The 22,529-nt window shown below is 74.2% G+C and carries 17 protein-coding genes; 9 read left to right on the top strand and 8 right to left on the bottom strand.

Features of this window, described 5'->3' with window-relative positions:
- Nucleotides 1–28: 28 nt before the first annotated feature.
- Together V6U77_RS16675 and V6U77_RS16670 are read right to left on the bottom strand one after the other, a co-directional pair.
- Nucleotides 29–1,624, bottom strand: a complete 1,596-nt coding sequence (locus V6U77_RS16675; RefSeq protein ID WP_334607250.1) for a phytoene desaturase family protein — start codon at nt 1,622–1,624, stop codon at nt 29–31.
- 165 nt (nt 1,625–1,789) lie between these two features.
- Nucleotides 1,790–2,521, bottom strand: a complete 732-nt coding sequence (locus V6U77_RS16670; protein ID WP_334607249.1) for a TetR/AcrR family transcriptional regulator — start codon at nt 2,519–2,521, stop codon at nt 1,790–1,792.
- Nucleotides 2,522–2,624: 103 nt separating this feature from the next.
- On the opposite strand from V6U77_RS16670, the gene V6U77_RS16665 reads away from it, so the two are divergent.
- Nucleotides 2,625–4,823: an MMPL family transporter gene (locus tag V6U77_RS16665; protein WP_334607248.1), complete on the top strand. Its 2,199-nt coding sequence runs from the start codon at nt 2,625–2,627 to the stop codon at nt 4,821–4,823.
- Here the strand turns inward: V6U77_RS16665 and V6U77_RS16660 are convergent.
- Nucleotides 4,727–5,602 (bottom strand): YhjD/YihY/BrkB family envelope integrity protein, encoded by an 876-nt coding sequence (locus tag V6U77_RS16660; RefSeq protein ID WP_334607247.1) that lies wholly within the window; start codon nt 5,600–5,602, stop codon nt 4,727–4,729. The two genes, V6U77_RS16665 and V6U77_RS16660, sit on opposite strands and share 97 nt — an antisense overlap.
- Before the next feature lie 51 nt (nt 5,603–5,653).
- On the opposite strand from V6U77_RS16660, the gene V6U77_RS16655 reads away from it, so the two are divergent.
- Complete coding sequence (locus tag V6U77_RS16655; RefSeq protein WP_334607246.1) at nt 5,654–6,208, top strand: GNAT family N-acetyltransferase; 555 nt, start codon at nt 5,654–5,656, stop codon at nt 6,206–6,208.
- A gap of 84 nt (nt 6,209–6,292) precedes the next feature.
- On the opposite strand, the gene V6U77_RS16650 is transcribed toward V6U77_RS16655, so the two are convergent.
- Complete coding sequence (locus V6U77_RS16650) at nt 6,293–7,609, bottom strand: family 43 glycosylhydrolase (protein WP_334607245.1); 1,317 nt, start codon at nt 7,607–7,609, stop codon at nt 6,293–6,295.
- A 51-nt stretch (nt 7,610–7,660) separates the two neighbouring features.
- Between V6U77_RS16650 and V6U77_RS30075 the strand changes: the two genes are divergently transcribed.
- From V6U77_RS30075 to V6U77_RS16625, 6 genes are all read left to right on the top strand, one after another.
- Nucleotides 7,661–8,317 (top strand): SRPBCC family protein, encoded by a 657-nt coding sequence (locus V6U77_RS30075; protein ID WP_442934447.1) that lies wholly within the window; start codon nt 7,661–7,663, stop codon nt 8,315–8,317.
- A complete protein-coding gene (dxr, locus tag V6U77_RS16645; RefSeq protein WP_334607244.1) occupies nt 8,314–9,528 on the top strand; it encodes a 1-deoxy-D-xylulose-5-phosphate reductoisomerase in 1,215 nt (404 codons plus the stop codon). The genes V6U77_RS30075 and dxr overlap by 4 nt, the downstream gene beginning before the upstream one ends.
- Nucleotides 9,528–10,778 (top strand): M50 family metallopeptidase, encoded by a 1,251-nt coding sequence (locus V6U77_RS16640; protein WP_334607243.1) that lies wholly within the window; start codon nt 9,528–9,530, stop codon nt 10,776–10,778. Before dxr ends, V6U77_RS16640 begins: the two co-directional genes overlap by 1 nt.
- Before the next feature lie 9 nt (nt 10,779–10,787).
- Nucleotides 10,788–11,960, top strand: a complete 1,173-nt coding sequence (gene ispG, locus V6U77_RS16635) for a flavodoxin-dependent (E)-4-hydroxy-3-methylbut-2-enyl-diphosphate synthase (RefSeq protein WP_334607242.1) — start codon at nt 10,788–10,790, stop codon at nt 11,958–11,960.
- A gap of 94 nt (nt 11,961–12,054) precedes the next feature.
- Nucleotides 12,055–12,894, top strand: coding sequence for a GNAT family N-acetyltransferase (locus tag V6U77_RS16630; RefSeq protein ID WP_334607241.1), 840 nt, complete (start codon nt 12,055–12,057; stop codon nt 12,892–12,894).
- 157 nt (nt 12,895–13,051) lie between these two features.
- Nucleotides 13,052–16,657: an ABC transporter ATP-binding protein/permease gene (locus V6U77_RS16625; protein WP_334607240.1), complete on the top strand. Its 3,606-nt coding sequence runs from the start codon at nt 13,052–13,054 to the stop codon at nt 16,655–16,657.
- A 163-nt stretch (nt 16,658–16,820) separates the two neighbouring features.
- Here V6U77_RS16625 and V6U77_RS16620 read toward each other — a convergent pair whose 3' ends face one another.
- From V6U77_RS16620 to V6U77_RS16605, 4 genes are all read right to left on the bottom strand, one after another.
- On the bottom strand, nt 16,821–17,888 hold the full coding sequence (locus V6U77_RS16620) for an NADH:flavin oxidoreductase/NADH oxidase (RefSeq protein ID WP_334607239.1): 1,068 nt from the start codon (nt 17,886–17,888) through the stop codon (nt 16,821–16,823).
- Nucleotides 17,889–18,036: 148 nt separating this feature from the next.
- Nucleotides 18,037–19,341: a dicarboxylate/amino acid:cation symporter gene (locus V6U77_RS16615; RefSeq protein WP_334607276.1), complete on the bottom strand. Its 1,305-nt coding sequence runs from the start codon at nt 19,339–19,341 to the stop codon at nt 18,037–18,039.
- Between the two features lie 260 nt (nt 19,342–19,601).
- Entirely contained in the window at nt 19,602–20,240 is a 639-nt protein-coding gene (locus V6U77_RS16610) for a DUF998 domain-containing protein (RefSeq protein WP_334607238.1), read from the bottom strand.
- Complete coding sequence (locus V6U77_RS16605) at nt 20,233–21,198, bottom strand: glutathione S-transferase family protein (RefSeq protein ID WP_334607237.1); 966 nt, start codon at nt 21,196–21,198, stop codon at nt 20,233–20,235. The genes V6U77_RS16610 and V6U77_RS16605 overlap by 8 nt, the downstream gene beginning before the upstream one ends.
- Before the next feature lie 107 nt (nt 21,199–21,305).
- Here V6U77_RS16605 and pcaF point away from each other — a divergent pair, with 107 nt between their 5' ends.
- Nucleotides 21,306–22,508, top strand: a complete 1,203-nt coding sequence (gene pcaF, locus V6U77_RS16600; RefSeq protein WP_334607236.1) for a 3-oxoadipyl-CoA thiolase — start codon at nt 21,306–21,308, stop codon at nt 22,506–22,508.
- Nucleotides 22,509–22,529 lie beyond the last annotated feature (21 nt).

Here is a 22,529-nt window from a genome sequence, read left to right as displayed (position 1 = left end):
GGGCACGGGGGAGCGGGGGGAGCGGTGGTCAGCGGGAGAGGTCGGTGAGGATGCGGCGGGCGGCGTTGTGGCCGGCGGCGCCGATGACGCTGCCGGCCGGGTGGCAGCCGGCGCTGCCGGCGTAGACGCCGTCGACGCCCGTGGCGTACGGCATCCGGTCGGTGAACGAGACCGTGTTGTCGACGTGGTGGATGTGCCCGCCGGTGATGCCGAAGTGCGCCTCGATGCCGGGCGGCGGCAGCGGCACCGCGTCGGCGATCAGGTCGCCGGTGCCCGGGGCGTACCGCTCGCAGATGCCGATCAGCCGGTCGACGTAGCCGGGCAGCGCCTCGTCCCAGCCGGTGCCGGCCAGCTCGTAGGGCACCGACTGCACGAAGAGCGCCGACGAGTGGTGCCCGCGGCCGTCCGACAGCGACGGGTCGACGGTGGTGTGCAGGTACCACTCGATGGTCGGCTCGGCGGGCAGCCGCCCCGCCTGCACGTCTGCCCACATGGCGCGCAGCGCCGCCATCGGTGACTCGCCGCCCCCTCCGGTCAGCGAGTCCGAGCCGGGCAGCAGGTGGATCGTCGAGCCGAACGGGCTCGGCGCGTCACCGGGCAGGCAGGAGAAGCGGGGCAGGCCGGTCAGCGCCAGGTTGAGCTTGAGCGTGGTACCGGGCCGGCGGACCGCCGCCATCCGCTCGGCCAGCGGGGTCGGGAGCGCGCCATCGGGCAGCAGGCCCATCAGCCGGTACGGGTCACAGGCGCCGAGCACCACCCGGGTGGCGACCTCCCGCCCGTCGGCGAGGACCACCCCGCTGGCCGCGCCGCCGTCCAGGGTGATCGCGCTGACCGGCGTGCCGGTCAGAATCGTCGCGCCGGCGGCCCGGGCGGCGTCGGCGAAGGTGCGCGACACGGTGCCCATCCCACCCTCGGCGATCATCCACGTGCCGTCGGAGCCGGGCAGCCGGCACATGTTGTGCACGAGGAAGTTGTGCCCGGTGCCCGGGTCGTCGGGGCCGGCGTTGAGCCCGGAGAGGCCGTCGGTGACCGCGTACATGCTGACCAGCAGCTCGGAGCGGAAGTCGAAGCGGGCCAGGTGCTCGGCGACCGAGCCGCGGACGAGGTCGACGAAGACCTGCCGCAGCGCCGGCCGGACGTACCGCTCGGCGGTCTGGTCGACCGGCAGCGGCTCGGCCAGCCAGGCGGGGGCCAGGTCCTCGCGCAGCGCGGCCAGCTCGGCCTGGAGGGCGTCGTCGGCGGCCGCGTCGGCGGGGGAGAAGAACTGCGCGAGCTGCGCCCGGGTGGCCGCCGTGTCGCTGCCGAAGAGCAGGTACGGCGAGCCGGGGCCGCCGGGGGTGGGCAGGAAGTAGTGCGGGTCGCGGCGCAGCACGGGGATCCGCACGTCCAGCGTGGCGAGCAGCTCCGGGGGCATCAGCCCGAGCAGGTACGACCCGGTGGAGTGGCGCAGCCCGGGCACCCGGGGGAACGGCGCCTCGGTGCGGGTGGCCCCGCCGACCACGTCCGCCGCCTCCAGCACCAGCACGTCGAGCCCGGCGCGGGCGAGCAGGATCGCGGACACCAGACCGTTGTGCCCGGCCCCGACGATCACCACGTCGGCCCGGGACGGCAGCTCGTCACCCATGCCGGGGGAGCCTACTGCCCGCAGGTGTCGCCGGTCAGCCCTTCGCCGCCTGTCGGCCTCTCGTCGTCGTACAGCCTGCCGGCGGGCAGGGTGCCCGGGGGACGGCCGGGGGCCCCGGTGCGGATCATGACCGACGGGTGTCGAGGCCGCCGACGTGCGCGTCGGTCAGTGGATCACGCGGGGCGAATCGTCCGTGGGCGGGTCGCGCAGCAGCTGGGCGGTGAACGTCTCCAGCTCCAGCTCGAAGAGCGCCTCGGCGTCGGTGACCGCCCAGTCGAACTGGTGGAAGACCTCCATGGCCACCAGCCCGTAGAGCCGGGTCCAGCCGGAGAGGAAGGCGTACGCGACCTCGACCGGCACCTCGCCGTGGCTGCGCCGCAGCGGCTCCAGCCGCCGCCCACCCAGGCGCCGGAGCCGCTCCGGCGGCGGGGTGCGGAACGGGGAGCGGCGCCAGAGCTCGAGGATGGGTCGGATGAAGACCGCGCCGAGGCGGGCGCCGGGATGGTCCGGGTCGGCGCGGTCGTCGACGGGGGTGTTCCGGCCGGGCGCCGGGGCGCCGAAGATCAGCCCGAACTCGGCGGGATGCGCCACGGACCAGGCGCGGAACGCCCGGGACATGGTCAGCAGTTGGTCGACCGGCTCGCCCCCGGCGTCGTCGCGGGCCGCCTCCAGCCGCAGCCGCAGCTCGTCGTAGAGGTCGCCGGCCAGCGCCGCGACGAGCGCCTCCAGGCTGGGGAAGTAGCGGTAGATGGCGGGCGCGGTCATGCCCATGTCGCGGGCGATGGCCCGCAGCGACACGGCGTCGACCCCGCCCGTCACCAGCAGCCGCCGTGCCCCGTTCTTGATCTCGGCGACTGTCGCCGAGCGCAGGCGTTCCCGTCGGCTCGGTACGCCCATCCGGCTGACTCCCTTGACCGAATCGACCGCCGTTGCGATAGTTAACGGCGTTCACTCAAATGAGCGATGGTCACAGCGTAGCCGTCGTCGGAGGGGGAGGCGAATGTTCGCCTGGTGGGGACACATGGTCGTGCGACTGCGCTGGTCGGTGCTGGCCGCCGCCCTGGTGCTCGTCGCGGTGGGCTCCACCTGGGGGGTCGGCGTCTTCGGGCAGCTCACCGGCGGCGGCTTCGACGACCCGGCCAGCGAGTCCAGCCGGGCCGCCGAGCGGATCACCCGGGAGCTCGGGCCGCAGGGCGCCGATCTCGTCGTGCTCTGGTCCAGCGACGCGTCGACCGTCGACCAGCCCGCCTTCCGCGACCCGGTCGCGACCACCGTCGCCGGGCTGCGCGCGCGTCCGGAGATCACCAGCGTCACCACCTGGTACGACACCCAGGCCCCCGTGCTGCTCTCCACCGACCGCCGGGCCACCTACGCGCTGGTCCAGCTGAGGGCCGCCGACAAGGACGACAAGGCCGCCGCGTACGAGGAGCTGCGGCCCGCGCTCGATGCGCCCGGCGTACGGACCGAGGTCGGCGGCGCCACGGCGGCCCTGCAGGAGTCGAACACCCAGACCACGAAGGACATCACCCGCGCGGAACTGCTCTCCATGCCGGTGCTGCTGGTGCTGCTCGTGCTGATCTTCGGCGGGTTGGTGGCCGCCTCCACGCCCCTGCTGATCGGCGGGCTCGCCATCCTCGGCGCGTTCGTCGCCGTCCGGCTGGTCAACATGGTCACCGACGTGTCGGTCTTCGCGATCAACGTCATCACCCTGATCGGCCTGGGCATGGCGGTCGACTACGCCCTCTTCGTGGTGAGCCGCTTCCGCGAGGAGCTGGCCGCCGGGCACGACACCCCCGCCGCGATCCGGCGGACCATGGCCACGGCCGGACGCACGGTGCTGGTCTCCGGGCTCACCATCGCGACCGCCATGGCGAGTCTGCTGATCTTCCCGCAGGCGTTCCTGCGCTCGATGGCGCTCGGCGGGATGGCCGCCGTGCTCGTCGCCATGCTGGCGGCGTTGACCGTGCTGCCGGCCCTGCTCGCGGTGCTCGGCCACCGGATCGACGCGCTGCGCGTACCGCTGCCGTGGCGGCGTGGGGCGCGCGGTGGGCGGCCGGCGAACGGTGGGACGGGCGGCGCCTGGGCCCGGATCGCGCACAGCGTGATGCGGCGGCCGGTGCGCTACCTGGTCGGGGTGACCGTGTTGCTCCTGCTGTTGGCCACGCCGATACTGCGGATGGAGTTCGGCGGGTTCGACGACCGGGTGCTGCCCGCGAGCGCCGAGCCCCGGGTGGTCTCCGAGCGGATCGCCGCGGAGTTCCCCGGTGGCACGATCGCGCCGATCGACGTGCTGGTCTCCGGGGCGTCTCCGCAGCAGGTGCAGCCCTTCGCCGACCGGGTGGCCGCCGTGCCGGGCGTGACCGGCGTGCAGGTGGCGGCCAACCGGGGCGCGTCGACGCTGCTGACGGTGACCTACCCGGGCGAGCCGACCGGCGACGTGGCGCACGACGTGGTCCGGGCGCTGCGCGACCTGCCCCCGCCGGCCGACGCCGAGGTGCTCGTCGGCGGCCGGCCCGGCGTCGACCTCGACCTGATCGACGGCCTCGCCGACCGGCTACCCTGGATGGCCCTGCTGATGGCCGCCGCGATCCTGGTCCTGCTCTTCCTCGCCTTCGGCTCGGTGGTGCTGCCAGTCAAGGCGGTGCTGATGAACCTGGTGTCGATCGGCGCGTCGTTCGGCGTGGTGGTGTGGATCTTCCAGGACGGGCACTTCGCCGACCTGCTCGGCTTCACCCCGACCGGGTTCATCGAACCGAGCAACCCGATCCTCATGCTCGCCGTGCTCTTCGGGCTGGCGACCGACTACGAGGTGTTCCTGCTCTCCCGGGTGCGCGAGGAGTGGGACCGCACGGGCGACAACACCGCCTCGGTGGCCGTCGCGTTGCAGCGCACGGGGCGGATCATCACCGCCGCCGCGCTGTTGTTGATCATCGTGGTGGCCGGCTTCGCCACCGGCGAGATGGCGTACATCAAGCTCATCGGGATCGGCATGATCGTGGCGATCGTGGTGGACGCGACGCTGGTCCGGGCGCTGTTGGTGCCGGCCACGATGCGGCTGCTCGGCCGCTGGAACTGGTGGGCCCCCGGCCCGTTGGCCCGGGTCTACCGCCGCTTCGGCATCAAGGAGTCCGACGAGCCCGGGCCGGCGGCCCCGGAGCGGTTGGTGCGCCAGCGGGACAGGGCGAGGGTGGCGGAGTAGCCGGCCAGCACGATCACGTGGAAGAGGTAGAGCCAGAGCAGGACGGCCACCCCCGCGCCGATCTCGTCGAAGCCCCCGAACGGCACCCCCAGGTCGATCGGGAGCGAGGCGAAGAGCACGAAGCCGTGCAGGAAGCCCGACAGGTTGGCGGCCGTGAACGAGCCGACGCCCAGCGTGGAGAGCCAGTCCGGCGACGCCGGGCCGACCACCCGGAACACCCAGAGCAGCACCGGGGTGAGCACCAGCCAGACCGCGAGGAACGACAGCACCACCCCCAGCGCGCCGGTCCAGCCGCCCTGCCGGACCAGCCCCGTGGTGGTGGGCAGCGCGAGCAGGATCGACAGCAGCAGGGCCGGGGCCGGCGCCAGCAGCGGCAGCAGCAGCAGCCGGCCCCGCCAGCCGACCATCGACTCCTCGCTGCGCGGCACGGCGACCGAGACGAAGGCGCGCCGCAGCCCCTCGCCGTAGAGCGACGCCGGCAGCAGCGACGCCAGCGCCAGCAGCGGGGTCAACCCCACCCCGGCCCCGACCAGCGCCTGCACGGCGTGGGGCGCGCCGATCGCGTCCGGCAGTGTGTCCACGGCGTACGCGGTGAGCCGGCGCACCCGCTCGGCTCCCGCCAGCAGCGAGGTCAGCCAGATCGCCAGCAGGGCCACCGGCACCACGGCGATCGCCCCGTAGAAGGTGATCGCGGCGGCGTGCAGGGACAGGTCCCGCCCTCGCAGCGGGCGGAACGCCGCACTGCCGACCCGTTTCGCCCGTTGCCATCCGCCGCCCATCGCGGCTTCTTTCCCCGTACCGTCCCGCGTCACTCATTATCATCACGGGTCATGACCGTTCTCACCACGCAGCGCCTGGTCCTGCGGGAGTGGAGCGCGGACCCGGTCGACCTGGCCCGGATCTTCGACATCTACTCCCGGCCCGAGGTCACCCGCTGGCTGGGCGCCCCCGGCCTGCCGCTGACCGACCCGGCCCGGGCCGCCGACCGGCTGGCGATGTGGCGGGAGCGGCACGCGGGGCACGGCGGCCGGTACGGCACCTGGGCGATCGAGGTCCGCGACACCGGCGTGGTGGCCGGCACGGTGCTGCTCAAGCCGTTGCCCGGGCGGGACGAGAACGTGCCGACCGAGGACATCGAGGTGGGCTGGCACCTGCACCCCGACTCGTGGGGCCACGGGTACGCGACCGAGGCGGCCCGGGCGGCGGCGGCGCGGGAACTGGCCGCCGGCACGCGGAAGGTCTACGCGGTGGTGGCGCCCGGCAACACCGCGTCGATGGCGGTGGCCCGCCGGCTCGGCATGACGCACGTGGGGCGCCGCTCGGACTGGTACGGCGGCGAGTCCCTGGAGACCTTCGTGCTGACCGCCCCCGTCGACGGGGCCTGACCCGCTCCGCGTGGAGATCTTGGTAGGAACCGGCCCCTGGAGGGGCGCCTTCCCACCAAGATCTCCACGCGCTCCCGGCGCGGGCTACGCCACCTCGACGAAGTCGAGTTCCGCCCAGCGGCTCAGGTGGGCGAACCGGAGGGTGTTGAAGCCCGCGTTGAGCGTGACGTCGACGCCCACCTGCCGCCAGACGTCCCAGCCCGTGTTCGGGTAGGTGACGACCTTCGGGTTCGCCCCGTTGACCGTCAGCGTGTGCTGGGCGTCGCCGTAGCCGGCGGCGTAGGCGACGTGGACGCGGTAGCCGCCGGCCCGGGGCGCGAAGACCGTGACGTCGACCCAGCTGTCCGCGTGGTCGATGTACGCCACCACCTGCCCCTGGGACGTGTTCGGGGCGGCGCGCACCGCGCACCGGTTGAGCCCGCCGCGCTCGGCCTCGTACCGCACCCGGCTGCCCCGCACCACGGGGTTCCCGCCGGCCCAGCCCAGCGCCGCCACGTACATGCCCCGGGCGGAGTAGTTGTTGATCCAGCCGTGGAACACGATGTGGTCGCCGCCCGCCTCGCGTACCACGTCCGCGCCGCCGGGCCCCCGCACGGCCGAGTCCAGCGACGCCGTGGTCATCAGCGAGCGGTACGCCTTGGTGTAGGGGCCGGTCAGCGAGGTCGAGGTGGCGTAGCTGGTCTGGTAGCCGTCGCCGCCGTAACCGCCGAGCGAGTAGAACAGCACGTACTGCGCGCCGACCTTGGTCAGCACCGGCGCCTCGATGATGCCGCCCTCCTCGGCGCGACCGCTGCGCAGCAGCTCGACCCGGGCGCCCTGGAGGGTCACCCCGTCGGCCGCGACCCGTTGCAGCCAGAGGCTTGTCGGCTGGCCGATGGCGTTGCCGTCGTCCTTGTAGAGCAGGTAGCGCAGGCCGGTGCTGTCGGTGAAGCTCGCCGCGTCGATGTCGCCGCCCTCGCCGGCGTTGCAGACCAGCGGCTGGGTGCCAACGGAGGTGAACGGGCCGAGCGGGGACGTGGCCAGCGCGGCGCCCAGGCACTGCCGGCCGGTGGCCCGGCTGCGGGCGGTGTAGTAGAGCAGGTAACGCCCGTCGGCCCGCTGGGACACGTCGGGCGCCCAGGTCAGGCCCCCGTTGGCCCAGGCGCCGAGGGTCGGCATCGCGTCGGGCCGCCTGGTCCACGCGCCGGTCAGCGAGGTGGCCGTGGCGACCGGGACGTTGCCGTGGCCGTTGTTGGTGGAGTACGCGTAGTAGGTGCCGCCGAACTTGACGACGTCGGGGTCCGGGAAGTCGCTGGCGATGACCAGCGAAGGTGTCGAGGTGGCAGCCTGGGCCACTCCCGGGCTGACGAGCAGTGGGGCGGCGACCAGCACGGCCGCCAGCCAGACGAGAGCTCTCCGCATGACGGAAGTCAACCACAGTCATCGATGTGCTGAAAGTTACCTGCGGGCCGGCTGGCGCGGTGGTGGGGAGAGGCCGAGGTGGATCCCCGTCCCGGAGGCGACCTGGTGGTGCGGATGCAGGAAGGTCCGCGTCCGGTCATGCGGGGGCAGTTCGTGGAGCTGAAGCCGTACGAGCGGATGAGCTTCACCTTTGGTTGGGAAGACACCCCCGGCGCGCCCGCCATCCCGCCCGGCGCCTCCTGGGTGGAGATCACGCTGACACCGGAGAGTGGCGGCGTGACGCTGACCCTGCGGCACAGCGGCCTGCCGTTCACCCTGAAGGGGAGACCGGCGAAGGGTGGGAACACGCGCTCCGCCACCTCGCGGAGAAGGCGCCGTCCGAGACGGCCGCGTGACACCTGCCGGCCATGCTCGTCCACCCTGACGAAGATCCCGGCGTGGGGTTCGCCTCGACGCCTGGCGCACGGACCGTCGGGGCTACGGGCGCGGCTTGCGGATCTCCCCGCCCACTCGCCGGACCTGTTCTCGGACGCCATGGCTGCCACGGGCAGCGTGATTCAGGCCCGAAGCAAGCTGACCGGCGAGCAGTACCAGTGCTCGGCGAGGAGGCGGCGGAGGAGGGCGGGGAAAGCCCGGAGGACCAGGCCGGCGCCGAGGGCTGAGGCTCCCGGCGGGCGTTCAGGGCGCTGGGGAAGAATGGCCCGGTGACCTCCCCACGTGATCTTGTTCTGCTCGGCTCCACCGGCTCGATCGGCACCCAGGCCATCGATATCGTGCGGCGCAACCCGGACCGGTTCCGGGTGGTCGCGCTCGGCGCCGGCGGCGGCAACGTCGAGCTGCTCGCCGCCCAGGCCCTCGAACTGCGCGTCGACGCGGTCGGCGTGGCGAAGGCGTCCGCCGCGCAGGACCTCCAGCTCGCCTTCTACGCCGAGGCGAGCCGGCGCGGGTGGGCCAGCGGGGACTTCAAGCTTCCCAAGATCGTGGCCGGCCCGGACGCGATGACCGAGCTGGCGCAGTGGCCCTGCGACGTCGTGCTCAACGGGGTGGTCGGCTCGCTCGGGCTCGCGCCGACGCTGGCCGCGCTGCGCGCCGGGCGTACGCTCGCGCTGGCCAACAAGGAGTCGCTCGTGGCCGGCGGCTCGCTCGTGAAGGCCGCCGTGACGCGGCCGGAGCAGCTCGTCCCCGTCGACTCCGAGCACACCGCGCTCGCCCAGTGCCTGCGCTCCGGCGCCCGGGGCGAGGTGCGGCGGCTGATCGTCACCGCCAGCGGCGGCCCGTTCCGCGGCAAGCGGCGCGACGAGTTGACGCAGGTCACGCCCGAGCAGGCGCTCGCCCACCCGACCTGGAACATGGGGCAGGTCATCACGATCAACTCCGCCACCATGGTCAACAAGGCGTTGGAGGTGATCGAGGCGCACGAGCTGTTCGACGTGCCGTACGCCGACATCACGGTGACCGTGCACCCGACCTCGGTGATCCACTCGATGGTCGAGTTCGTCGACGGTTCCACCATCGCCCAGGCCAGCCCGCCGGACATGCGGCTGCCGATCGCGGTCGCCCTCGGCTGGCCCGACCGGGTGCCCGACGCCGCCGCCGCCGTCGACTGGACGAAGGCCCACACCTGGGAGTTCGCGCCGCTGGACGAGGAAGCGTTCCCGGCGGTGGCGCTGGCCAAGGCCGCCGGTGAGGCCGGGCGGTGCCGGCCGGCGATCTACAACGCGGCGAACGAGGAGTGCGTGGCCGCGTTCGTGGCCGGCCGACTGCCCTTCCTCGGCATCGTCGACACCCTCCGGCGGGTGCTGGAGGACGCTCCCGATTTCGACGAACCGGGTACGGTCGAAGACGTGCTCGCGGCGGAGTCGTGGGCGCGCGCGCACGCGCAGGAGATCATCATCGCGGGTTCGGTGGAAGGAGCTTGATGGCAAACCTGCTCGGGGTGGTGCTCTTCGCCCTCGCGATCCTCATCTCGGTGAGCCTGCACGAGGCGGGGCACCTGCTCACCGCCAAGGCCTTCGGGATGAAGGTCACCAAGTACTTCGTCGGATTCGGTCCCACGCTCTGGTCCTTCAAACGGGGCGAGACGGAGTACGGCCTCAAGGGCATCCCGCTCGGCGGCTTCTGCAAGATCGTCGGGATGACCCCGCAGGACGACGACGTCGACCCGGCCGACGAGCCGCGCGCGATGTGGCGGTTCCCGGTCTGGAAGCGGACGATCGTGATGTCCGCGGGTTCGATCACCCACTTCGCCCTGGCCGTGATCGCCCTCTGGATCATCGCGGTCTCCTCGGGCCTGCCGAACCCGGAGTTCCCGAGCACCGAGGCGGAGATCCGCAAGGAGCCGGCGGTCATCGCGCTGTCGAAGTGCGTGGTCCCGGAGAACACGCTGCGCGAGTGCACCACCGCCGACCCGGCCAGCCCGGCCGCCCAGGCGCAGCTGCGCGACGGCGACCGGATCACCGCCATCAACGGCACGCCGATCAACGACTACGGCCAGCTGCTAACCACGCTGCGCGCCCTCAAGCCGGGCGAGACGGCGCAGATCGCGTACGTCCGCGACGGCCAGCCGGCCACGGCCAGCACCGTGCTGGCGCAGACCCAGCGGCCCCCGCTCGACGACCCGAAGGGCCAGGTCGCCCCGGTCGCCGCGCTCGGCGTCGGCCTCGTGCCCAGCACGCCGACCCGGATCACGTACGGGCCGGTCGGCGCGGTCGGCGCGACCGCCGACTTCACGGGCGACATGGCGGTCAACACCTTCGAGGCGATGAAGCGCATCCCGGAGAAGGTTCCGGCCCTGTGGACGGCGATCACCGGCGGCGAGCGGGACATCGACACCCCGATCAGCGTGGTCGGCGCCAGCCGGCTCGGCGGCGAGGCGGTGGCGAACGACGCCTGGCTGCTGTTCTTCATGCTCTTCGTCTCGCTGAACTTCTTCATCGGCGTGTTCAACCTGCTGCCGCTGCTGCCGCTCGACGGCGGGCACATCGCCATCGCCTGGTTCGAGCGGGCCCGTTCCTGGCTCTACGCCCGCATCGGCCGCGCCGACCCCGGGCGCGTCGACTATTTCAAGCTCATGCCCGTCACGTACGCGGTGATCCTGATCGGTGGCGTGTTCACGCTGCTGACCATCACCGCGGACATCGTCAACCCGATCACGCTCTTCTCAAGGTGAGTGCCTGAAGTGACCGCTGTCAGTCTCGGTATCCCCTCCGTGCCGCCCCCGCCGCTCGCCCCGCGTCGGCTCAGCCGCCAGATCATGGTCGGCTCGGTCCCGGTGGGTGGGGGCGCGCCGGTGTCGGTGCAGTCGATGACCACCACCCTCACCTCCGACGTCAACGCCACGCTCCAGCAGATCGCCGAGCTGACCGCGTCCGGCTGCCAGATCGTCCGGGTCGCCGTGCCCAGCCAGGACGACGTGGAGGCGCTGCCGGCGATCGCGAAGAAGTCGCAGATCCCGGTGATCGCCGACATCCACTTCCAGCCGAAGTACGTCTTCGCCGCGATCGACGCCGGCTGCGCGGCGGTCCGGGTCAACCCGGGCAACATCCGGCAGTTCGACGACAAGGTCAAGGAGATCGCCAGGGCGGCCGGCGACGCGGGCGTGCCGATCCGCATCGGAGTCAACGCCGGCTCGCTGGACAAGCGGCTGCTCGCCAAGTACGGCAAGGCCACCGCCGAGGCGCTGGTCGAGTCGGCGCTGTGGGAGTGCTCGCTGTTCGAGGAGCACGGCTTCCGCGACATCAAGATCTCGGTCAAGCACAACGACCCGGTGGTGATGATCCGGGCCTACCGCCAGCTCGCCGAGAAGTGCGACTACCCGCTGCACCTGGGCGTCACCGAGGCCGGCCCGGCCTTCCAGGGCACCATCAAGTCGGCGGTCGCCTTCGGCGCGCTGCTGGCCGAGGGGATCGGCGACACGATCCGGGTCTCGCTGTCGGCGCCGCCGGTGGAGGAGATCAAGGTCGGCAACCAGATCCTGGAGTCGCTCGGGCTGCGGGAGCGGGGCCTGGAGATCGTCTCCTGCCCGTCCTGCGGCCGCGCCCAGGTCGACGTCTACAAGCTGGCCGAGGAGGTCACCGCCGGTCTGGAGGGGCTGCCGGTGCCGCTGCGGGTCGCGGTGATGGGCTGCGTCGTGAACGGCCCGGGCGAGGCCCGCGAGGCCGACCTCGGGGTGGCCTCCGGCAACGGCAAGGGCCAGATCTTCGTCAAGGGCAAGGTGGTCAAGACCGTGCCCGAGGCGCAGATCGTGGAGACCCTGATCGAGGAGGCGCTGCGCATCGCCGACGAGATGGGCGCCGAGCTGCCCGAGGAGCTGCGCGGCCTGCTCCCCGGCGCCACCGTCAGCGTGCACTGACCCGTCCCGCAGTCGGCCCGTCCGGTGCCGGTGCCGTGGTCCCACTCGTCACACGGCCCGCGCGGCACCGGGCGGATCTGGCAGGCTGGTATCCGTGCTGACGGTGCCGGTTCGTCAACTGGGGGAGTCGGAGCGCCGCGCGGTCGAGCGGTTGCTCGACCTCGACCCGTTCGCGGGCGCGCAGGTCGCCGAGCGGATCACCGCGCGCGGCCTGGCCTGGTGGCGCGCGGAGGGGCGGGTGCTGGGCTACGGCAGCCGCCGCAACCTGGAGTCGATCTGCTGGCTCGGCGGCAACCTCACTCCCGTGCTCGCCACCGAGCCGGCAGTCGCCGCCTACGCCGACCTGCTCGCCGGCGAGGAGCGGCTCTGCTCGTCGATCGTGGGCCGGGCCGACGCGGTGCTCGGGCTCTGGGACCGCCTCTCCGCCGTCTGGGGGCCGGCCCGGGACGTACGCCCCAACCAGCCGTTGCTGGCCACCGACGCGCTGCCGGCGCTGCGGGCCGACCCGGAGGTGCGGCGGGTACGCGCCAGCGAGGTCGACCGGCTCTTCCCGGCGGCGGTGGCGATGTACACCGAGGAGGTCGGCGTGTCGCCGCTCGTCGACGACGGCGGGCGCGGCTACCGACGGCGGGTCACCGATCTGGTCCGGACCGGGCGGGCGTACGCCCGGTTCGTCGACGGTCAGGTGGTGTTCAAGGCCGAGCTGGCGGTCGTGACCCGCCGGACCGCCCAGGTGCAGGGCGTGTGGGTGGCCCCCGAGTGGCGGGGCCGGGGCATCGCCTCGGCGGCGATGGCGGCGGTGGTACGCGACGCGCTGCTGCGGGTCGCGCCGACGGTCAGCCTCTACGTCAACGACTTCAACCTGCCGGCCCGCCGGGTCTACGAGCGCTGCGGATTCCGCCCCGTCGGCACGCTCGCCACCGTGCTCTTCTGAGCGGTCGCGACCTCGGCCGGCCGCGGCTCTCGACCTCGGCCGGCGCGGCCCTCGACCTCGCCTCCGGCCAGGTGAAAGGCCGATAAATGCGTTGAGCCGGCCGGCTCCACCGAGCAGGCTGGATGCTCCGCCCCGCTTTGCCCGAAGGGACTTCGTCATGCGTCTGCTCCGGGACATGTGGGCCACCTCGTCGCGCCGAATGGCGATCGTGACCTGCCTCATCGTGCTCGGCGCCGGCGGCCAGGCCGCCGCCGCCGCGCTGGCCGGCCCCGTCCTGGTGCACCGCGCCGCCGGGTTCTTCGCGCTGCTCGCCGTGGCGCTGGTCGCCGCCGTCCTCACCGACCTCGCGGTGAGCCTGCTGATGGCCGGAGTGACCGCCGACTGGTCCGCCGACGTGCGCCGCCGGCTGTGCCGGGTCGCGCTCGGGCAGGACCTGCCGACCCTGGAGACCACCCCCGTCGGCGAGCTGCTCGACCGCATCGACGGCGACGTCTACCAGGTCGCCGCCGCCGTGCGTAACCAGGGCGTACGGATCGCGCAGGGGCTGGCCGCGGGCGTGCTGTCGACCGTCGTCGCCCTCGCGGTGTGGTGGCCGGCCGGCGTCGGGATGCTGCTGCTCACCGTGCTGCTGGCCGCCGGCCTGCGCGGGCCCACCGCGCGGATCGGCCCGGCCCGGATGGCCGAGGAGGAGGCATGGTCCGACCTCGCCGCGGTCATGGAGGAGGCCATCCACGGCCAGGACGACGTGCGCACCAGCCTGGCCCGGCCGTACGTGCTGCGCCTCTACGCCCGGCGGGCCGCCGAGGTGCTCAGCCGGGGCGCACGGGTGTGGCGGATGTCGGCCCAGGTCACCACCGTGGCCGCCGGCGTCATCCGGGCCGGGATCGCGGCCGTGGTGCTCGGCGGCGCCTGGGCGCTGGTCGCCGGCCGCATCGACGGCGCCCGCCTCACCGCGATCTGGCTGCTCGTCGTCGGATTCGGCATGACCGTCGAGCACGTCAGCCGGATGGTCCCCGAGCTCCAGTACGCCCTCGGCGCGTGGGGACGCGTGCAGTTGCTGGCGAACTCCCCCCAGGAGCCCGAGGGCGGGGCCGCCCCGGCCGAGGGGGACCTGGTGGTGCGGGGCCTCACCTTCCGCTACGCGGGCGCCGACGACGGGCGTGGCCCCACCCTGCGCGACGTCGACCTGACCTTCGCCCGGGGCCGCTCGTACGCCCTGGTCGGCCGGACCGGCTCCGGCAAGTCCACCCTGGCCAAGGTGCTCACCCGGGCCGTCGACGTGCCGCCGGGGACGGTCTTCCTGGCCGGCGACGACGTGTGCGACCTCGACGTCGAGGCGCTGCGCCGGTGGGTCGCCGTGGTGCCCCAGCGCACCGAGATCCTCGCCGGGACCCTCGCCGAGAACGTCGCGCTGTTCGACCCGGACCTGCTCGACGCCGCCGCCCGGGCGCTGCGTGAGCTGGGGCTGGACGGCTGGATCGCCGAGCTGCCCGCCGGCCTGGACACCCGGCTGGGCGACGGCGGGCACGTGCTCTCGGCGGGCCAGGAGCAGCTGGTCGCCTTCGCCCGGATCCTGGTGCGCGACCCGCACGTGGTGATCCTCGACGAGGCCACCGCCCGCCTCGACCCGGTGACCGAGACGCGGGTGCAGCAGGCCACCGAGCGGTTGCTGCGCGACCGGATCGGCATCGTGATCGCGCACCGCCTCTCCTCCGTGCGCCGCTGCGACGAGGTGGTCGTGATGGCCGACGGCGCGGTGGTCGAGGCCGGGCCGCTGCACTCCTCGGAACGCTTCGCCGAACTGCTCGCCACCAGCCACGCCACCGCGTACGCCCAGGCGGCGCCGGGTCGCTCCGGCGGGGTCGACCTGCTGACCGGCCCGTCGGACCCGTGGCCGTCCACCGGCGGGGACGAGCCCTTCCCGCCGGCCGCGCACCCGCTCGTCCCGCCGGTCACGCCCACGACGGAACCGCCGGTCAGGCCCCTGGTCGCGTCGTCGGGCACGCCCCCGACGGGACCGACGGGCGGGGTGGCCGACGGTCGCTCCGGCGGGGGCGGCGCCGGGTCGTTCGGGGACCCGGTCCGGCGGGGACTGCGGGGGCTGCGGGAGATCCTGCGGCTCTGCGTCAACGACGCGCGGTACGGGCTGGCCTCCCTCTCGCTGTTCCTGCTGCTCGTGCTCCTCGGGCTGGAGGGGCCGGTCCTGCCCTGGCTCTGGGCCGACCTGGTCGACGGCACCGGCGATCCGTGGAAGCCGGCGCTGGGGATCGTCGCCGGCCTGCTGGTGACCCTGCCGGTGCCGTACCTCACCGGTCTGCGCTTCCCGCAGTGGTGGGTCCGGCAGATGCTGCGGATCAGCCTGCGCCTGGTGCACGGCCAGACCGGGCCCCGCCGGGTCAGCGGGCACACGCCGGCGGAGGTGGTGGCCCAGGGCGGCGACACCGAGCGGGTGGTGCAGCTCGCCGACAACCTGATGGACCAGGGGATCTCGCTGCTGCTCCTGGTCACGATGACCGCCGTGACCGGCAGCGTCGTGCCGGGGCTCTTCTTCGCGGGCACGATGCTGGTCTCCGGTCTGGCCGCGACGCTGTTCGGTCCCCACCTGGAACGCTCCGCCCGGGCGACCGTCACGGCGCGGGCCGCGTTCGCCACCGCGCTGGTCTCCTCGCTGTCGGCCGCCCGTACGGTCAAACTGGCCGGGGCCACCCGCCCGGTGCTGGCCCACCTGGCCGACCTCGACGTGGTGCGCAGCGACCGGCAACGCCGGGAGATCTCGGTACAGGTCTGGTCCCGGTCGACCCCGTCGCTGGTCAGCGGCCTGCTGCCGATCGGCGCGTGGGCGCTCTTCCTGGCCGGGCACCTGTCGGCCGGCGCCACGCTGGTCGCGGTGGCCACCCTGGCCGCCGCCCGCTGGTTCGCCTGGACGACGGCCTCGCTGATCTCGCAGATCCCGTCGGCGCGGGTGTGGACCGGGCGGACGGTGGCGATGACCGGAGTGGAGGCGTACTCGGCGCCGGTGCCGGAGGTGGATCTCGGCGCGGGGACCGCCCCGGCGCCCGTCGTGCCGCCCCGGCACCCGCTGCGCCGGCTGGAGCTGACCGGCTTCGGCGTACGGCACACCGACGGGACGGTGGCCGTGCGCGACGTCGACCTGACGGTGGAACGCGGTCAGCTCGTGCTGGTCGTCGGGCCGGTCGGCTCGGGCAAGTCGTCGCTGCTGCGGGCGCTGGCCGGCATCGCGCCGCACACCGGCCGGCTCACCTGGAACGGCGACCTGGTCACCGAGCCGGAACTGTTCCTGCGCCCCCACCAGGTGGGCTACGTCGGCCAGCTGCCCCGGGTGCTCTCCGGCACGGTGGCCGACAACATCACCCTCGGCCACCAGGTGGACGCCGCGGCGGCGGTGTCGACCGCCCAGCTCGACCACGACCTGGCGGCGGCCGGTGGCGGGCTCGGGCTGCTGATCGGGCACAAGGGCACCCGCCTCTCGGGCGGGCAGTTGCAGCGCCTGGCGCTGGCCCGGGCGCTCGCCCCGCGTACCGAACTGCTGGTGGCCGACGACGTCTCCTCGGCGCTGGACGTCACCACGGAGCTGGCGTTGTGGCAGGCGCTGCGCGAGCACGGGGTGACCGTGGTGGGTTCGACCTCGAAGCGGGCCGCCCTGGTGCGGGCCGACCACGTCGTGGTCCTGCGCTCCGGCAGGGTCGCCGCCCAGGGCCCCTGGCGCGACCTGGAGCCCCACTGGTCCCACCTGGCCGGCTGACCCACCCACCCCACCCCACCCACCCCCCCCCCGGCCCCACCCCACCCCACCCCACCCCCGGCCCCACCCACGTCGATCATGAGGTTGGCGGCACGGATGGAGATCGACATCGCCGCCAACCTCATGATCGACGGGCGGGTGGCGGGGTGGGGTGGGGTGGGGGTCAGGTGGCGCGGGCGTACGGGGCGGGCCAGGTGGGGGTGGCGCCGAGCTTGGCGGCGGCCCGGTGCGACCAGTACGGGTCCCGCAGGAGTTCCCGCCCGAGCAGGACCAGGTCCGCGTCGCCCGCCGCGACGATCTCCTCGGCCTGCTCCGGCTCGACGATCAGGCCGACGGCGCCGGTGGCGATCCCCGCCTCCCGGCGCACCCGGGCGGCCAGCGGCACCTGGTAACCCGGGCCGACCGGGATGCTCGCGGTGGCCGAGGCGCCGCCCGACGAGCAGTCGACCAGGTCCACCCCGGCGGCGGCCAGCTCGCCGGCGAGGACCACGCTGTCCTCGACCGTCCAGCCGTCCGGCTCCCAGTCGGTGGCCGAGATGCGCGTCAGCACGGGCACGTCCTCGCCGACCGCCGCCCGGACCGCCCGCGCCACCTCCAGGGTGAGCCGCATCCGGCCGGAGCGGTCGCCGCCCCAGCCGTCGTCGCGGTGGTTCGTCAGCGGGGAGAGGAACTCGTGCAGCAGGTAGCCGTGCGCGGCGTGGATCTCCACGCCCGCGAACCCGGCGTCGACCGCCCGGTGGGCCGCCGCCGCGAACGCCTCGACGACGCCGGCGATGCCCGCCTCGTCCAGCGCGCTCGGCACCCGGTAGTCGGGCACGAACGGCGCGGACCCCGGACCGACCGGCGTCCAGCCGCCCTCGTCGTCGGGCACCCCGCCCCGGCGGGGGGCCCACGGCCGGTACGTCGACGCCTTGAACCCGGCGTGCGCGAGCTGCACGACCGGCGCCGCGCCGTGCGCGGCGACGAACGCGGTCACCGGCCGCCAGGCGTCGACGTGCGCGCCGGACCAGAGCCCGGTGTCCTGCGGGCTGATCCGCCCCTCGGGCAGCACGGCGGTGGCCTCGGTCATCACCAGACCGGCGCCGCCGACCGCCCGGGCGCCCAGGTGCACCAGGTGCCAGTCGGTGGGCAGGCCGTCCGGGCCGGCGGTGTACTGGCACATCGGCGCCAGGGCGATCCGGTTGGGCAGGGTCACGCTGCGCAGGGTGAGCGGGGTGAACAGGGCACTCATGCGGTCATCCTCTCGGACGCGGGGCGGACCCCGGGGCGGGGGCCCTTCCGACTGGTCGGGGTCGCGCCGGGCACGGGCGCGACGGGCGGCTCGGCCGCGGGCGGGCGGCTCAGGCCCGCCCCGGGCGCCCGCGAGCGTTTCGGGTGGCTCAGGCCGGGACGGGGTGCAGCTCCTCCGAGCGGCGGGGGCCGTCGGCGTCGGCGTCGGTCGGGGCGAGCGGCGACCGCCGGCCGGCCGAGTCGTACGCGGACCGGTCCAGGGTGCCCTCGCGGGCGGCCACGATCGTCGGCACCAGCGCCTGGCCGGCGACGTTGGTGGCGGTGCGGATCATGTCCAGGATCGGGTCGATCGCCAGCAGCAGGCCGGCGCCGGCCAGCGGCAGGCCCAGCGTGCTCAGGGTCAGGGTGAGCATCACGATCGCGCCGGTCAGGCCGGCGGTGGCGGCCGAGCCGACCACGGAGACGAAGGCGATGAGCAGGTAGTCGGTGATCCCGAGCTGCACCCCGAAGACCTGGGCGACGAAGATCGCCGCCAGCGCCGGGTAGACCGCCGCGCAGCCGTCCATCTTCGTGGTGGCCCCGAACGGCACCGCGAACGAGGCGTACTCGCGGGGGACGCCGAGGCGCTCGACCGAACGCTGGGTCACCGGCATGGTGCCCACCGAGGAGCGGGACACGAACGCCAGCTCGATGGCGGGCCAGGCGCCGGCGAAGAAGCGCAGCGGGTTGAGCCGGCCGGCGCCCACCAGCAGCAGCGGGTAGACCACGAGGAGCACGATCGCGCAGCCGACGTAGACGGCGGTGGTGAACTTGGCGAGCGGGGCCACCAGGTCCCAGCCGTACGAGGCGACGGCGTTGCCGATGAGGCCGAGGGTGCCGATCGGGGCGAGCCGGATGACCCACCACAGCGCCTTCTGCACGATCTGCAGCAGCGCGCGGTTGATCGCCACGAACGGCTCCGCGGGCTCGCCCACCAGCAGCGCCGCCGCGCCGACGACGAGGGCCAGGAAGACGATCTGCAGCACGTTGCCGTCCACGAACGCGCCGACCGGGTTGGTCGGCACGATGCCGGTGAGGAAGTCGGTCCACGAGCCGGTCCTCGCGGGGACGGTGGCGCCGGCGGTGTCGAGGGTGACGCCCCGGCCCGGGTCGGTGAGCACGCCGAGCCCGATGCCGACGCCCACCGCGATCAGCGCGGTGACGCCGAACCAGAGCAGGGTCTTGAGCGCCAGCCGGGCGGCGTTGGTCACGCCGCGCAGGCTGACCACGCTGACCACGATGGCGGTGAAGACCAGCGGCGGCACGGCCAGCTTGAGCAGTTGGACGAAGAGTCCGCCGACGGTGTCGAGGGTGCTGGTGAGCCAGCTCAGGTCGTTGGCGCGGGCGAGGAAGCCGAGCGCCACGCCGAGGACGAGACCGAGCAGGATCTGCACGGAGAAGGGGATCTTGCGCAGGGCGGAAGCCATGAGGGTGTGTCCCAGGTCTGGAGGGCCGGTACGGGCAGCGTCAGGAGAGCGGCTGCGCCGGACAGACGCCGCTGGCCTGCAGTCGGAGGTCGACATACAGGCGTACGGTCAGGTGCCAGACGTTGGTCATCGCCCGCCGACGATAGCGCCGCGCGTCGATGCTGCGGAAGGACCGTACGCGGTGACGCTCCTTACAGCGGAGGGCGGGAAGAACCCCCGCCCCGCCAGCGCGTCGACTGGGCCGCCTCCTACCGCCGACGGAGCGCGACAGCGGTCGCGGTGCTCGCGCCCCAGACGACGGCCACCAGCAGCAGCAGCCGCTCCAGGACGGCGATCAGGCCGCCGCGCCCCACGAGGACCAGGGCCACGGCGGTCGCGCCCGCCAGCGGCAGGGCCGCCGTCAGGGCCAGCGCGGCCAGCCGGCGCAGCGCCGGCGGCGCGGCCCGGGTGAGCGTGACCGCCAGCATCGCGAGGACCACCGCGGCCACCGCGAGGATGCTCGCCGCGCCGTGCACCAGGTCCGCCGTGGTCGCCCGCTCGAACGGCGGCAGCGGGCAGCCGGCGCTGCACGTCACCGCCCCGGAGACCAGCGCGAAGACGCTCCCGGCCGCGAGCAGCCCGGCCGCCGCCCGCAGCACGGGGGGCAGCGCCGCCGCGAGCAGCAGCACCCCCAGCGCCAGGGCGAAGACCCCGATGCGGTACGCCGAGGCGTACGCGCTGTCGGTGACGCCCGCCTCGCTGACGTACCCGGTCAGGCCCGGCCCGGGGCCGGCGACCACGGCGACGGTCACCGCGACCGCGCCCCCGACGACGCAGGCGGCGGAGGCCGACGCGGCGGTGGCCCGGGGCGGGGCGGTGCGCGGGTCGGCCCGGCGCGGCTCAGCCACGCCCGTGCGGCGTGGTCCAGCCGGAGGTGTCGGGGCCGAGTGGGACGATCCCCGACGGGTTGATCGCCGCGTGGGTGCCGTAGTAGTGCCGCTTGATGTGGTCGAAGTCGACCGTCTCGCCGAAGCCCGGGGTCTGGAACAGGTCCCGGGCGTACGCCCACAGCACCGGCATCTCGGTCAGCTTGTGCCGGTTGCACTTGAAGTGCCCGTGGTAGGCCACGTCGAAGCGGACCAGGGTGGTGAAGAGCCGCACGTCGGCCTCGGTGATCGCGTCGCCCATCAGGTAGCGCCGGCCCGCCAGCCGGTCCGACAGCGCGTCGAGCCGGGCGAAGAGCGCCGTGAACGCCTCGTCGTAGGCGCCCTGCGAGGTGGCGAAGCCGCACCGGTAGACCCCGTTGTTGACGTCGCGGTGGATCTCCGCCATCAGGGCGTCCAGCTCCGGGCGCAGCGCCCGCGGGTAGAGGTCCGGCGCCCCGGGCCGGTGCAGGCCGCGCCACTGGGTGGACAGATCCAGGGTGAGCTGCGGATAGTCGTTGGTGACCACCCGGCCGGTGCGCGTGTCGACCAGCGCCGGCACGGTGACCCGCCCGGTGTAGTCGGGGTCGGTGGCGAGGTAGGCCTCGGAGAGGAAGCCGATGCCGAGCACCGGGTCGAACCCGTCGGGATCGAGGGCGAACCGCCAGCCCCGCTCGTCGCGGATCGGGTCCACGGTGCCGAGGGAGATCGCGTCCTGGAGACCGAGCAGGTTGCGTACGATCCGGGCCCGGTGCGCCCACGGGCAGGCCCGGCACCAGATCAGCCGGTAGCGGCCCGGCTCCAGCGGCCAGCGGCCCTGCGCGTCCGGTCCGCCCCCGGGTGGGGAGTCGGAGTCCGGGGTGACCCTCCCGGTGAACCGGTTGGGCTGGCGGACGAACTCGCCGCCGCCGCTGGTCTCTGCGCTGAACTGGGCCCGGGCCATGCCGCCAACCTATCCGCTGCCCGCGCGGATATCCTGGCTGGCGGGCGTCCCCGCGACCCGGAACCGCCCAGCCCCCCGCCCTTCCCACCCCCCGAAGGATCGCGCTGATGACCGTGGCATACCTGGTGGCCGGTGTCCGCACCCCGATCGGCCGGTACGCCGGCGCCCTCGCCAACGTCCGCCCCGACGACCTGGCCGCGCACGTGATCCGCGAGCTGGTCGCCCGACACCCGTCGGTCGACTGGGCGCGGGTCGACGACGTGATCCTGGGCTGCGCCAACCAGGCCGGCGAGGACAACCGCAACGTGGCCCGGATGGCGGCGCTGCTCGGCGGGCTGCCCGAGGGGGTGCCCGGCAGCACGGTCAACCGGCTCTGCGGCTCCGGCCTGGACGCCCTCGCCACCGCGGCCCGCTCCGTCGTCGCCGGCGAGGCCGACCTCGTGGTGGCCGGCGGGGTGGAGAGCATGAGCCGCGCCCCGTTCGTGATGCCGAAGGCGAGCACCCCGTTCTCCCGCACCGCCGAGGTCTACGACACGACCATCGGTTGGCGGCTGGTCAACCCGCTGATGAAGAGGCACTGGGGCATCGACTCCATGCCGGAGACGGCGGAGAACGTCGCCGCCGAGTACGGCGTCGGCCGCGCCGAGCAGGACGAGTTCGCGTACCGGTCGCAGCAGCGGGCCGCGAAGGCGCAGGCCGACGGCCGGTTCGCCGAGGAGATCGTGCCGGTGACCGTGCCGGCGGGGCGGCGGGAGACGAAGCTCGTCGAGGTCGACGAGCACCCCCGGGAGACCTCGCTGGAGAAGCTCGCCGCGCTGCCCACCCCGTTCCGCGAGGGCGGCACCGTGACCGCCGGCAACTCCTCGGGCGTCAACGACGGCGCGGTGGCGCTGCTGGTCGCCTCCGAGGCGGCGGTGGCCCGCCACGGCCTGACCCCGCTGGCCCGGGTCGCCGGGGCCGCCGCGGCCGGCGTACCGCCGAAGGTGATGGGTGTCGGCCCGGTGCCGGCCACCCGCAAGCTGCTCGACCGCCTCGGCCTCGGCCTCGACGCGGTCGACGTGATTGAGCTGAACGAGGCGTTCGCCGCGCAGTCCGTCGCGGTGCTGCGCGAGCTGGGCCTGCCCACCGACGCCGAGCACGTCAACCCGAACGGCGGGGCGATCGCGCTCGGGCACCCGCTCGGCGCCAGCGGCGCCCGGCTGGCGCTGACGGCCGCGCTGGAGCTGCGCCGCCGGGGCGGCCGGCGGGCGCTGGCCACCATGTGCGTCGGCGTCGGGCAGGGCATCTCGCTGCTGCTCGAAGCCGCCTGATCCGCGGCCCGGCCCCCCGGG

The organism is Micromonospora sp. CPCC 205546, assembly GCF_036902715.1.
GTDB lineage: Bacteria > Actinomycetota > Actinomycetes > Mycobacteriales > Micromonosporaceae > Micromonospora.
Note: the sequence above shows the minus strand (reverse complement) of the source record. Positions and strands in the feature narration are given on the sequence as shown.